This is a genomic window from Lysinibacillus sp. RC46 (assembly GCF_041262385.1).
Classification (GTDB): Bacteria; Bacillota; Bacilli; order Bacillales_A; family Planococcaceae; genus Lysinibacillus.
Window position 1 is genome coordinate 69,027 of sequence record NZ_JBGCCF010000024.1, and the last position, 14,377, is coordinate 83,403.

Consider the following 14,377-nt stretch of genomic DNA (forward strand, 5'->3'; position numbering starts at 1 on the left):
TCCTGTGTCATTAAAAAGAGGAAGATTATCTAAGAGATTCTCATCCTCTAAATAGTTAATTCAAGACTTTAATCTTTTCTTCATTAAAAATCTCTTTATCTAATGACTCCAAGTCATCAATAGAGTCCATGCTTCCAAGTTCTTTTTTAAAGAATCTTGTTATAAACAGCATGTAAATGATTCCGATTATAAGCCAAACGATTCCACCTATAAATGCATCAGCGTGTAAATGATACCAAAGAACTCCAGTAGCTAATGCCCCGAAAGAAGGCATAATTAAGTACTTAAAGGTTTCACTGCCTGATCTCCTTTTCTGACGTATATAGAAATGAACAATAACAGATAGGTTAACGAATGTGAATGCAATTAATGCCCCAAAGTTAATGACTGAAGCAATTAATTCTAAATTTGGTCCTATTGCAAATAATGATACGATTCCCGTCAAAACAATCGTAAAAACAGGCGTTCTAAATTTAGGGTGTAAGTATCCGAAAGTTTTTTTAGGAAGTACACCATTTCTGCCCATAACAAACAGCAAACGAGATGCACTTGCATGAGATGCAAGTCCTGAAGCTACAGTAGCAGCGAAAGCTCCTGCAATGAAAATCAGTTGGAATAACTTCCCTCCTACATATAAACCTATTTCCGGCAATGTATCATCTACATTTTCGAACACAGAAACATCTGGGAATAATGCTTGTGTAAAATAAGAAGCAATAAAGAAAATACCCCCACCGATTAAAACAGTTAGAAGGATTGCTCTAGGAACTGTTGATGTATCCTTTGCTTCTTCCGTATACATTGTTATTGCGTCGAAACCGATAAACGAGAAAGCTACTACTGTTGCCCCAGTTAAAACGGCTATTAATTTCACATTTTCATGTGATAGTGGATGAATCGTGAATAAAGTACCATTTCCCATACCGTGATAAAGTTGTACAGAAGCAAGTATTATGAAGATACCTATTAAACAAATCGTGAAAACAACGAGTATAAAGTTTAAGCTGGATGTTGATTCCATACTATAAGCATTAATTGCAGTAACTACAATGACATAAGCAAAAACCCAAATCCAAACAGGTACATTCGGAAACAGAGATTCCATATATATTCGAATAATTAATGCATTAACTAAAGGTAATAATAAATAATCTAATAACGATGCCCACCCTACGAGGAATCCTAGGTGAGACCCCATTGTTTCCCGGGTGTATGTATATGCTGAACCAGCTGCCGGGAATACCTGTACCATCTTTCCATAACTAATCGCTGTCAATACCATTACTAACAAGGCGACAAAATACGCCATTGGTACTACACCATTTGTTAATTTTGATACAATTCCAAACGTATCAAAGACCACTGTAGGCGTCATATATCCTAATCCCAGTGCAACAATTGACCAAACACCTAATGACCTTTTGAGCGTAGTTTTATCTGTCATTCATCCATCCCCTTTACATATTTTTAGCTGCTTCATTAATGTTTTAAACTGCGACTAATCAATCTGATCTGTATTGAGCACTGGTGGTTTATGCTTAAGACCTTTTGTCATAAATAATAAATAAATAACACCAATTCCTAACCAAACACTACCAAGAGCAATCGAATAAACATCTAGGTTGAAAAGCAAACAAGTTGTAAGTACTGCTCCGATTAATGGAAAAATCAAATAGAAGATAATCCCCTTTAAGGAGCGTTCTTTTCGCTTACCGTAATATAAAAAAACAACGGATAGATTCACAGCAGTAAATGCAAGTAGGGCGCCAAAGTTAATGAAAGACGCGACAAAGTTTAGACTTAAAAATAATGCAGATAATGATAAAAGACCAATTAATAAAATGTTGTTAACCGGGGTTCTCGTTCTTTTATTTAGTTTTCCAAAAAAATTTTTAGGTAATTGTCCATCTCTTCCCATTGCGTATAATACACGTGCAGCACTTGCTTGAGATGCGGACGCGGAACCAAATACAACCACTGCAGTTTTTGCTAGGAATGCTGCTTGTAAGGCATTCCCGCCTACTAGGAAAATAATTTCATAGGAAGCAGAATCAGCATCTTTAAAACTCGTATAATCTGGCCAAACATTATGTGCCAAATAAGATACGACTACAAAACATAATCCACCAATTATTGTTACTAAAGATATTGCACGCGGTATGTTTTTCTCCGGATTTTTTACTTCTTCTGAAAAAGTAGAAACTGCATCAAAACCGAGGAAAGAGAAACATAATAGTGCAGCACCAGCAACTATATACTTAAATGACTCCTCGGTATTAATAAAGGGATCAAGGTTAAATAAAATACCAGTCCCGGTTCCAGTTACTATTGATTTAACTGATAAGATGCAAAAGACAACTATAAATAATACCGATAAGCCTGTTACAATCATGTTGATATTTGCGCTTAACTTTACACCTCTAACATTTACAAACGTCACAAGAACGACTAATGTAAATATCCAAACATACTGTGGAACTTCAGGTATAGCAGCTGAGAAGAAAATACCAAATAGTAAAAAGTTAACCATTGGGATCAAGAGATAATCCATTAAAATTGCCCATCCCACTAAGAAACCAACATGAGAATTAATAGCTTTTTGCGCATAGGTATAGGCAGATCCCGCAATGGGGTACGCTTTTGCCATTTGACCATAACTATGAGCCGTAAACATCATCACAATTAATGCAAGTACATACGATCCAGCGACCATACCATGAGATATTTTAGAGGCTATGCCGTATGTGCTAAACACTGTAGTTAAAGCCATAAAGGCCGTCCCAGTAACAACAACAGACGTTAAAGAAAGCGATCTAGACAAATTAACTGGATGTTTTATTTTTCTCACTCCTCGAATAGTAATAAAAAAATCTTCCCGGTAAAATGATCAATTAACTAAAATAGTAGGATAGTAGACTGATTCACTATCAATTACGCCTTGGCGTAATTGCGTCCGGATTTTGAATTGTGCCCGCACAATTCATTCCTTTGAAAATCCGTGACATCCGCCGGAGGCTTTTATCTTTATTCAGTAGGTGTTTGGACACCCACTGAAAAGGTACCAAAATCGCATTCATCTCAGCACCTATAGAGGTGGGAGTCTTCTGCTGAATAAAGATAAACAACTTCACCATCCATAATTGTTAACAAAACTTTCGTTTGAAGAATTTCTTTATTTTCTACTTCAAAGAGGTTTTTATCTAGTACAATAATATCTGCTAATTTTCCAACTTCTAATGTACCCAAATCTTTTTCTCTGAATGTGCTGTATGCTGAACCTTTTGTATACGCTTTCAACGCTTCTGCGAGTGTTATCTGCTCTTGACTATTCCACTCATAATCACCAGTAAAGTCTAGTCTCGTAATCGCATGAAAAATTTCTTTAAAAGGATCTAATGTTGCTATTGGATAGTCTGTACCAAGAGCAATATACTCAACTGCGTCGTATAACGTTTTACATAAATACGTATAAGGGTCTTTCTCTTTACCGACACGCAAAGTATGACTTTCTTTTGGCATCAATGCTAGATGAGAAGGCTGTACAGATGGAACAACCCCCAATTCTTTAAATCTCTTAATATCTGTCGGATGAATCACTTCAATATGCTCTAGCGCATGTCGTGAATCTCTCACACCATTATCCATCCTTGCTGCTTCAAATATATCTAGAGCAAGCCTAACTGCGCCATCACCAATTGTATGAAAGCGAATTTGAAATCCTTCTTTGTCCGCTTTTGTCACCCAGTTTTTGATCGTTTCTACAGGAAAAGCAGTACTCCCTCGTGTTATAGGTTTGTCTAAGTAAGGATCTAACATGTATGCGGTATGTCCAGTTACAACGCCATCAATAAACTGCTTAAGTCCTGCAAGCTGTAATTTTTCGGAATTGTACTTTTCACGCAAGCTTATTGCTCTATCTATATCATCATTTAACTCAGGGTAAAGATGAATTCGAGTCGTAAGTTTTCCGGCTTCATCATATGCCTTATACATATCGAAACTATTTAACTTATCAAAACTACTTGCAAACAAATCATTTACTGATGTAATGCCTAATTGAGCTGATTTTTTTAAGAACTCTTCAAACAATTCTTCTTTCCGTTTATCCGGAAATGCGAGAGCAATATCCACAACTAAATTCATTGCTGTTTCAAGAAGAATTCCTGTGATTTCATTATTTTCATCTTTTTGAATCGTACCATTAGGAGGGTCTTCAGTTTCATTTGTAACCCTAGCATTTTCAAGTGCTAAACTATTAACCCACGAATAATGACCTTCTGCGTGGAAAAGAATAATCGGGCGATTAGGAACTACTTTGTCTAAAGAAAAACGTGTCGGCAAGCATTTCTCTGCCCAATTTGTATGATCCCATCCATAGCCTATAATCCACTCATCAGCATGCACGTTTTCCGAAAATTGCTTTACTAAACTAGCAACTTCTTCTTCCGAATGAGCATCCGATAAATTGATACTTGCATGCGAGAAAAGACTACCAAACATGAGATGAAGGTGCGCATCATGAAATCCTGGCATAATGAGTTGGTTGCCATAATGATATTCCTTCGTGTCTAAACCTATAAATGGTTTTATTTCCTCCATCGAACCTACTGCAATGATTTTGTTACCTTTAATCGCAATAGCAGCTGGCTTTGCTTCATTTTCTAAACCTGTAAATACTGCTTCACTCGAAATAACTTTATCAGCTATAACCATTTATAACTCCTCTCTTTACCTAAGATTTACTTCTAATGGAACTCATAACAATATATTGAAAGCGCTTACATAACTAAAGAAGTTACATAATCGCAATAAACAATGGGCATCCACTGTTCGCCTATTAAAATAGGCGAACATAACGGACAAAAGACTCATACTAATTTAAGCTTGTAAACTGGATTTTTCCATTCCAAAAGTGTTGCATATTCTAATGACTCAACATCCCCAGGTAAATAACCTGGCATTACTTTATTTAATACGTATCCGTTTTTCATTTGGAATGTTAATACAGGATCATATATTTTCCCTTTCATTACCTCTAGTGCATATTCATCTGCACTCATCTGCTCAGCATATTTATAGTAAAAAGGTATACGACCACCTACTAAGATACTTTCTAAGTTAAGTTTCTCACATATTCTTTTTCGGCCATCATACAAATGACGTCCCAATTGTAACCCTCTAAAATCTTCGTGTACTCCAATTTCAATACCATATAGGTTTCTACCATTAGGGTTATGATTTCGAATAAATCCTAAATCACAGATTTGAAAATATGAGTGACTATCTCCGTAATCTTCAAAATTTACAATTAGACTTAAAGCGGTTCCTACAATTTTACCGTTATATTCTAGACAAATTTGACCTTCTGGGAACAACTCAATCTGACTTTCAAAATGCTCATATTTTAATGCCATATCAGGTCCAAAACACTTCATAGAAAGTGCAGCAACTTCAGCAAGATCCTCTTTTAAAATATTGCGGACAACTATTTCTTGTCCATTATTTTTTAAATTTACTTGAGACATAATAAATTCACCCTCTTATTTTATTGGAATTAAATTAAAGTTTATTACTTTATTAATTGTGTAGACTGTCTCCCATACATTCTTTAGAAACTATGTATGAGAGACATGGAGAATGTAGATAAGTCTACTACAATATATTTAGTTACCTAGATTAGTAACATTTTTTATTATTTTAAATAAATCGATACAAACTTCTTCTCCAAGTACTCCTCAAGTCCGTACCAACCGCCTTCTTTCCCTATTCCACTTTCCTTCATACCACCAAACGGAGCTTGTACAACCACTGGAGCTGGATCATTAATACCAACAATTCCAAACTCTAAAGCACGCATCATTCGTAAGCCTCGACCAATGTCTCGCGTATAACAATAAGCTGCAAGACCATATTCAGGATGGTTTGCTCTTTCAACTACCTCTTCTTCCGTCTTAAATGTATAAATTGGTGCAACTGGTCCAAATGTTTCTTCTGTTGTAATCTTCATATTATCGCTTGCATATTGAATAACTGTGGGCTCAAAGAAGTAACCGCTTCCATTATTTAATGTAAATACATTACCACCCGCAATTACTTTACCATCATGTTTCACAGCGTCTTCTACTTGACTTTTCACTTTTTCAAGAGCTACTTTATTAATTACTGGACCGACATTTACGCCATCTTCTAATCCATTTCCTACAACTAATTTAGATACCTTTTCAGCTAACTTTCCTGAGAATTCATCAGCTACAGTTTCTGCTACGTAAATCCGGTTGGTGCTGATGCAAGTTTGACCTGAGTTAATAAACTTAGACACTAATATACCATTAACTGCTGCGTCAATATCAGCATCCTCAAACACAATATACGGTGCGTGTCCACCAAGCTCCATTGATATTTTCTTCACTGTATCAAACGAATCACGGATAAGTTTTTTCCCCACACGCGTCGAGCCAGTAAATGTGATTTTACGAACGTCTGGGTTACTCGTCATCTCTTTCCCAATTTCTTCAGCTGGGCCAATTACCAGGTTTGCAACTCCAGCAGGTAGTCCAACTTCATGAAAGCATTCGAATACTTTTATCGCCGAAAGAGGAGTTAAGTCAGCCGGTTTTAAAACAATCGTACAACCTGCAGCAAGTGCAGGTGCAATTTTTCTTGTAATCATCGATAACGGGAAATTCCATGGTGTAATAGCTGCACATACCCCAACAGGTTCGCGAATTACCATTAAGTGTTTATCAGCTGCAGATGCAGGAATTGTTTCCCCATAAATTCTCTTAGCTTCCTCTGCATACCATTCTAGATAGCTGATCGCACCTGCTACTTCACGAGTAGCATCTGGTAAAGGCTTACCATTTTCAAGTGTAATTGTTTCAGCTAATTCTTTTGTTTTTTCTTTCATCAATTGGACCACTTGAAACAGGTAGTTGCTGCGCTCATTTCCAGTTGTCTTACCCCAGAATTCAAATGCTCTCTTCGCACTTTCGATTGCTTCTTTAGTTTCAGTTTTACCACCTGTAGCAACAGTTCTAATTATTTCTCCTGTCGCAGGATTTGTTACATCTAATTTATTTCCTGTATCTCGCCATTCACCATTTATATAAAGCACTAGAGAACCTCCCCTTTTTTAACAATAAACCACCACTACTCAACTTACTTTATAGGAATAGTTTAGTTGCGTGTATTTTTAAAAGCAGTAATCGAATCGTCTATAATTTGAATCATTTTTTCAATTTCTTCTTTGTTAATAATAAGCGGTGGCGCAATTGCCACAATTTGGTTATACGCTCCAAGCGCTCTTAATATTAATTGGCGATTGAAACATGCGTCAACTACCGCATTTGCTGGGAAAACAGTTGGATCAAACAATTTTCCACTTGTTGGATCTTCATAAAGTTCAAATGCAGCCAACAGACCAATTACTCTGCAATTTGTTACAATACTATGTTTTTCTGCTAAGTAATCTAAACCTTTTTTAAGTTCTTTCTCCATTTCGTTTACGTGGTCAATAATATTATCACGCTCTAGTATTTCAATGTTTTTCAGTCCAATCGCACAAGCAGTCGGATGGCCACTATATGTGAAACCATGTGGGATAACAGCATCGAAGTTAGCAATTGTTTCTCTAATTTCATCATTCATCATGACCCCGCCAAGTTGCGAATAACCACTCGTAATTCCTTTTGCAATTGACATCATATCAGGGACAACATTCCAGTTGTTTACACCAAACATTTTCCCCGTACGACCAAATCCACAAATAACTTCATCTGCCATGAAAAGGATATTGTGCTCGTCACAGATTTTACGAACTGCTTCTAAGTAACCTTCTGGTGGAATATTAACTCCGCCCGCACCTTGCACAGGTTCAATAATAATTCCGGCAATCGTCTCCGCACCTTCTCTTTCAATTGTTCCACGGATAGAATCTGCATAGTTCGGGTCACTTTTATCACCTAACTCGCTGTTTAATAGGTGGGCTGTTGCACGAACAACTCCGTCTATATTTGATGATGCGAACTTGTGGTATGCTGCAAGACCAGTAGCTGTTTGCGCTCCTATTGTTACACCGTGATAAGCATTCGTTAGCGCAATAATCTTTCTTTTTTCTGATTTCCCTTTAAGCTCCCAGTAGAAACGAGCTAATTTAATTGCTGTATCATTTGATTCTGACCCACCAGAAGTGTAGAATACACTATTTAAATCTCCTGGTGCTAACTCAGCTAATTTTTCAGCAAGTAGAATGGATGGTTCATTTGAGAATCCTTTAAATGATGATGCATACGCGAGGGTAGATAATTGACTATTACCAGCATCTGCAAGTTCTTGATTCCCATGTCCTAAGTTCACGTTCCAAAGCATTGACATCCCGTCGATGTATTCCACATCATCCGTACTTGTAACTGTAACTCCTTTACCTTTAACAAAGATAATAGGCGGTCCATTGTCAATTAAAGCCTTCGGATTTGTAGCTGGATGTAGCAAGTGCTTTTTGTCCAGTTTAGCTAACTCTACAGTTTTTGATTGTTGAGTAATTTTAGTTGTCATTGATAAAACCTCCATTTATAAATTAATAATTTGCGATTGGATGGACACACTCTGGTATCAACTAAACTGAAATACAGTTTAGATCCAATTTTTGAACTATTCTTAATTATGAAAATAGTATATCTTTACATTTTTATAATGTAAATTATAATATTTATATGACTTCCATATATTTTATGAATACTAAAAGGAGGAGTTATCAAAATGAACCTTCATCGTTTACATTGTTTTATTACAGTAGTTGAGGAAGGTAGCATCACAAAAGCTGCTACTGCACTGCAAATGACTCAACCCCCCTTAAGTATTTTAATTAGAAAATTTGAACAAGAATTAAATGTCACTTTGTTTAATCGTTTAGGTAGATCTCTTGAATTAACACCAAGTGGAGTATTTTTATATGAAAAAGGAAAAGAATTACTTGATATATCTGAGAATACGGAGAAGAAATTAGTCGAGTTTCATGAAGGAATTAGAGGTACTGTGAAATTGGGTTGTACTACTTCAGCAAATCTATTTATTTTGCCAAATGTCTTTAAAAAAATTCAAAAGGAAACTCCTAACATAGTTACACATGTTCGCGAGGGTAATACATCATATATTTTAGAAGAACTAAGAAGTCATAAAATAGATATTGGAATTGTCCGAACTTCAGTGAGAGCGGAGGACATCCATACTTCAACACTACTAACAGAACCTTTACTTTTAGCTCTTCCACCCAACCATCATCTATGTGAAAAAGATTCTATTGATATTGCAGACTTGAAAAACGAACGATTTCTTTTAAATACAACATCTTATGGATCAGGTGTTGCTGATGATGTGATCGAGGCATGCCAAAAAAGTGGATTTACGCCTAATGTCGTTTACTGGGGGACAGAAACATTACCAACACTTATGATGGTAATGAAAGGCGCAGGAATTTGTTTTGTACCTAGCTGTTTCAAGCTACTTAATTCTCCTGATTTACCGGTACTTAGACCACTAGCAAATCCAGTGTTACAAACAAAACTTAATATAATTACACTTAAGGATCGTTACATGACATCAATTTCCAAACGATTTCTTGCGATTACCGAAGAGGTTGCAGAGAAAATGACAAGCATTTTCAATGATTAATCTGATTTAAGTAATGGCGTTCATGTTAAAATATTCGGTAGATAATGCATAATAAGTCAAAATAAGCACTCTTACTTTAACATCAGTTAAGATAAGAGTGCCTTAAAAGTTTAAATGCTACAACATTTCCGTCAATGCCCTACTTCTGGGAAGTATAATTGTTCTTTCTCCATTAATAGGTATGGGAGCAGTTTTATTTCCTGCTCTATGGGCTACGAGACAAGATGTGATGAAGGGATTACGCTAGAATGTATAGCTTTTAAATTCTTTTTATAACAATTGTATCTAAGCTTAAATTCAAATAACTCTATCATCAATTGAAAAAGAACTTCGAATAAGAAAAACATAGGGAGATTTTAGTCTTCCTATGTTTTCATTCATATTATTTATCTGTTTGTTCTTTCTTAAATACTCCGCACGTATTCTTTCAAGTTGCTGCTTTTTATCAAATTTGGCAGGCTTGTGTTTTTTATGATACTTTGTCACAGCTACCTTACCTTTAGTATCCAATTGATATTTCCCCACTTTGTTCACCTACTTTTCTTGACTTGTCTTTTAAAGAGAATTTATTCAACAAATATAATATACCTTATTTTACTGATTATTTTAAATTCCTTCCCATTACCCTAACGCTGTCAATGGGATAATTATTCATATACTTTCTACCTATTTTTTCATACTTTGATTATTTAACAATTTGTTGAACAAGAAAAAGATGGGATCTTTGTGGAATCCCATCTTGAGGTAAAGCCCCAGTTCATTTAATAAAGAAGATATTACGAATTAAACTTGTACTTCGCTCATTAAAGCATGTGTATTTCCTTCAGTATCTTTAAAGAAAGCCATCCACGTTTCTGTATTTCCCATTTTTGCAACAACATGTGGCTGATCGATAAAGGACACTCCTTTTTCAAGCAATTCTTCGAAGGTTTTTTTTATATCTTCGACCTGAAAATAGATAACTGAACTTGAATTTGCAAATTCATTTTTTTCAGGAAGTGAAAGAAGAAGTCGTTGCCCATTGCACTCAAAAAATGCCATTCTTTCTGTACAAAAAAGAAGGGATAACCCTAATACCTCTTTATAAAATTCAATTGCATTTTCTACATTTTTCACTGGTACTCCAATTTGTCCAATCTTTTGAATTACATTAGTTTCCATTATTATTCCTCCATTGAACACTCGATTTGTATGCCAAATTATAAGAGCCACAATCCTATCTATTCTATTTAATCCGAACATTCTCCTTCTTCTTCAACTATTCTCCCCCGTTAAATGCGTCGGATGTAAATTCTGGGGACATCCAATATTCTCTGATTCTCAAGGAGAAATCTTATCTCCACCCTAATCACCTTAAAAATTTGCACTATGTACTATTTAATAATCTTTCCTTCTGGTAACTTACCATCTATTAACCACTCTTCAACAAAACGATTAAAAAACTCAGGGTTCGCTAATGAGACACCGTGGCCAATGTTCGATAACACAACACCTTGACATTTAGGATTGCTATTCACAAGATGGAGCGCAGATTTTTTCATGTTGCCCTTCTCTTTTTCACCGACCGTTACTAAAATGTTACATTGGGCTTTCGAAAAATCATGTGGGATGGCAAACGACATATTCTCTTGCAATATTTTAATAAGGGTATCTAATTTTATCTTTGAACTATCTTCATAATATTGCTCAAAATAGTCTTGATCTACATATAACGTTTTAGCTTGAAGCTTAGCGAATGATTTATTTTTTATTAAGGGAAAAGTTAATTTTATCAATGGTCGAATCCATTTTTCTGCAATTGGGGAAGGTGTCACTAAAGCACTGTTGATGATGGCCGAATCTATTAATTGCGGCTTTAAATTAACCATTTGAATAGCAATTTGTGCTCCTAATGAAAATCCGACTACTATGACACGCTTATTTTTTGCTTTTTCTTCTATTAAAGATAGAAGCTTTTTTGCACAATCCTCAATTGAAAAATCAGAGGTATTATTAGCCTCGTTATCTATTAATTCTGGTACAACGCAATGATAATCGGAAAAGTATTGGACTTGTTTATCCCACATCCAACCTCCAACACCACCCCCATGAATCAACAATATAAGTGGCTTATGTAGATCACCGTACTCCTTATAATGCATTACCACACCTTCTTTCTTCGTTCTTGTATTTCTCGGGAAATAATTAGATTATTCTTATATTTTATACACTGTATTTATTTTACTATTTATTGTGTCATATTTATAGTTACTGCTGCATATATAATACTTGAAACACATTTTGAATTTTTTTAACGTAGCATTGTGGCTTTTGGGATTGAGGAAGAAAGACATAAAAATAATAAACATGGAGGTAATAAAAATGGATCAAAATAAAACTAACGAAGCAAAAGAATTAGTAAAAGCCATTAGCCCTTCCGGTTTAGGAGAATTTCCCCTCGCACCAATTAGTGGCTTATATGCATGGAGTGAACAGCAAATTCGTGAGGAACTTCGCCTCGACGTAGACGGATATTACTCACAAATGGTAGCAAGTGGAACTATTATTTCAAACCAGTCTTCTACTATTCATTGGATTGCTAAGTTAACAGCTAATGGTCCAAATACTTGGACAGGCAATATTCGAAATAAATTCCTAGACGAAATACAATCATTTCCTTATACAAATGTAAAAATACAAGTAACACGCGGTTCATTGCCTGAACAGCATACTGCAGAAGTCGCATTTCTGATTGGAGGGGAGACAGACAGAACTAACACGTTCCAGTATCAATCTCCTTACTTCCATCCTGTGGAATTTGAATTTGATGCTGAAGAAGGTACTACGCCAGTTACAACTTATCAAACGCACGCCCATCCAGACATGCCAACATCTTTGCCGGATGAAACTCTATCAATCGCAGAGGTTTTTAAACGCACTGGGTTTGATGTAAAAATATCGGAAGGTAATAATACTGTTTCTAAAGACTATACAGGGACTGATAAAAAGTGGAACACTCAAGAGATGCATGATGCCATGCAAGTATATTGGTCACACTTTGATAATAAGCCCCAATGGTCCATGTGGACATTCTTTGCAAATTCGGAAGCTGAAGAAGGCCATGGTCTGGGCGGTATTATGTTTGATAGCGTAGGTCCAAATCAGCGTCGAGGGACGGCAATTTTTAATAATTCATTTATTTCAGATCCACCTAAAGGTGATCCCTCCCCAGCAGCTTGGGTACAGCGCTATCGTTTTTGGTGTGCTTGCCATGAAATGGGACATGCCTTTAATCTTCTGCATTCTTGGCAAAAACACCTAGGTCATCCTTGGGAACCTTTGGAGCGTCCTCTTATCCCAGAACCAAAGGCTCTAAGCTTTATGAATTATCCTTACAATTTTGATAGTAAAACTAATGGCAAGGAGTTCTTTAAAAACTTTGAGTATCGTTTTAGTGATCAAGAACTGTTGTTTATGCGACACGCACCTGAGCGTTTCGTACAAATGGGTAATGCCGACTGGGCTGTAGATCATGGTTTTGAGCAACCAATCATTTCTATTCACCCTTCTTTTAATCTTGAATTGAGGGTTAACCGTAAATCACCTATATTCCAATGGTTAGAACCTACAGTTATTGAAATCAAACTAACGAATACTTCGAATCAACCTCAGTCAATCAATAAACATTTATTGTCCGATTTATACGGAATGTCTGTAATGGTTAAAAAAGATGGAAAACAAGGACGTCGGTTACTACCTCATGTTCAGTATTTATGGAACATAGAGAACAAAGTAATGATGCCTAGTGAATCACTGTACGAAACCATTTTCGTTTCCGTAGGGAAAAATGGCTGGTTAATTGATGACCCAGGATTTTATAACATTCAAGTGGCTATGCAAATAAACGGTCATAACATCGTATCAAATAACTTAAGACTTCGAGTTTTACCGCCTACCGGATACGATCAGGAATTCCTTGCTCAAGACTTTTTCTCTGAAGAAGTCGGCCGTGTTCTCGCACTCGATGGCAGTCGTTATCTTGAAAAAGGGAACGATATCCTTCGTGAGGTAACTGAAAAACTTAGTGACCATGCTGTTGCTCTCCACGCTCATATCGCTCTTGCTAAACCATTGGCGTTTGATTATCAATTCCTTGATTTCACAGGAGACTCAGATACAAGAGGTAAAATCAAAATAATACCTGCCCAACCAGATGAGGCACGTAAACAGTTTACTTCTGCTTTAACTAAGCACAACCAAATTGCTGCTAAGACACTTTCTAATATTGATTATCACGAATATATGGAAACATACAGTGAATTTCTAAGTAACCAAGAAGAAAACAAGGAAGCCGCAGAGGTACAAAATGTCCTTTATCAAACGCTGTCTGAACGGAATGTTCTTGACAGTGTATTACAAAACATCAAAAATCGCCGTGAAAACTATGAACAAAAGGAAAATGAACACTTTACAAATATATAAAATCTATACCTGAATAAACATCTCATCTAAATACAAATAGAAAACCGTCATTTCGAAAAAAGATTGATCGAAATAACGGTTTTCTGTTTGATTTAAAGTTTGTTCTGTTCTTTTTAACTAAAGGCCATTTAATATAAACTTTTTTATAAATCTATGGATGTATTATAGATAAGTGGACATACCTCGGTTAAATCAATAGAATTGAACATAAGAGAGGACGTGTCCGACCATGAGTCAAAAAAAGTAC

At 35.9% G+C, this 14,377-nt stretch carries 11 protein-coding genes; 2 read left to right on the forward strand and 9 right to left on the reverse strand.

The features are described 5' to 3' along the window. Positions 1 to 55: 55 nt before the first annotated feature. The 6 genes from ABH966_RS19640 to ABH966_RS19665 all read right to left on the reverse strand — a co-directional run bounded on the left by ABH966_RS19640 (position 56) and on the right by ABH966_RS19665 (position 8,553). Positions 56 to 1,444, reverse strand: a complete 1,389-nt coding sequence (locus tag ABH966_RS19640) for an APC family permease (protein ID WP_370081331.1) — start codon at positions 1,442 to 1,444, stop codon at positions 56 to 58. Between the two features lie 54 nt (positions 1,445 to 1,498). After that, complete coding sequence (locus ABH966_RS19645) at positions 1,499 to 2,770, reverse strand: APC family permease (protein WP_370081333.1); 1,272 nt, start codon at positions 2,768 to 2,770, stop codon at positions 1,499 to 1,501. Between the two features lie 308 nt (positions 2,771 to 3,078). Further along, positions 3,079 to 4,713: an amidohydrolase gene (locus tag ABH966_RS19650; RefSeq protein WP_370081335.1), complete on the reverse strand. Its 1,635-nt coding sequence runs from the start codon at positions 4,711 to 4,713 to the stop codon at positions 3,079 to 3,081. 155 nt (positions 4,714 to 4,868) lie between these two features. Then, positions 4,869 to 5,525 (reverse strand): GNAT family N-acetyltransferase, encoded by a 657-nt coding sequence (locus ABH966_RS19655; RefSeq protein ID WP_285395967.1) that lies wholly within the window; start codon positions 5,523 to 5,525, stop codon positions 4,869 to 4,871. Positions 5,526 to 5,692: 167 nt separating this feature from the next. Beyond that, positions 5,693 to 7,114 (reverse strand): NAD-dependent succinate-semialdehyde dehydrogenase, encoded by a 1,422-nt coding sequence (locus ABH966_RS19660; RefSeq protein WP_370081337.1) that lies wholly within the window; start codon positions 7,112 to 7,114, stop codon positions 5,693 to 5,695. A gap of 62 nt (positions 7,115 to 7,176) precedes the next feature. After that, a complete protein-coding gene (locus tag ABH966_RS19665) occupies positions 7,177 to 8,553 on the reverse strand; it encodes an aminotransferase family protein (protein WP_370048016.1) in 1,377 nt (458 codons plus the stop codon). Positions 8,554 to 8,757: 204 nt separating this feature from the next. Between ABH966_RS19665 and ABH966_RS19670 the strand changes: the two genes are divergently transcribed. Then, positions 8,758 to 9,669 carry a LysR family transcriptional regulator gene (locus ABH966_RS19670; RefSeq protein WP_370081339.1) on the forward strand — a complete coding sequence of 304 codons (912 nt, stop codon included), beginning with the start codon at positions 8,758 to 8,760 and terminating at the stop codon, positions 9,667 to 9,669. A gap of 297 nt (positions 9,670 to 9,966) precedes the next feature. Here ABH966_RS19670 and ABH966_RS19675 read toward each other — a convergent pair whose 3' ends face one another. From ABH966_RS19675 to ABH966_RS19685, 3 genes are all read right to left on the reverse strand, one after another. Further along, entirely contained in the window at positions 9,967 to 10,194 is a 228-nt protein-coding gene (locus ABH966_RS19675) for a hypothetical protein (protein ID WP_370081357.1), read from the reverse strand. Between the two features lie 258 nt (positions 10,195 to 10,452). Beyond that, a complete protein-coding gene (locus tag ABH966_RS19680) occupies positions 10,453 to 10,830 on the reverse strand; it encodes a VOC family protein (protein ID WP_370081341.1) in 378 nt (125 codons plus the stop codon). Positions 10,831 to 11,042: 212 nt separating this feature from the next. Beyond that, positions 11,043 to 11,816: an alpha/beta fold hydrolase gene (locus ABH966_RS19685; protein WP_370081343.1), complete on the reverse strand. Its 774-nt coding sequence runs from the start codon at positions 11,814 to 11,816 to the stop codon at positions 11,043 to 11,045. A 214-nt stretch (positions 11,817 to 12,030) separates the two neighbouring features. On the opposite strand from ABH966_RS19685, the gene ABH966_RS19690 reads away from it, so the two are divergent. Then, on the forward strand, positions 12,031 to 14,130 hold the full coding sequence (locus tag ABH966_RS19690) for a hypothetical protein (RefSeq protein WP_370081345.1): 2,100 nt from the start codon (positions 12,031 to 12,033) through the stop codon (positions 14,128 to 14,130). The last annotated feature ends 247 nt before the right edge of the window (positions 14,131 to 14,377 follow it).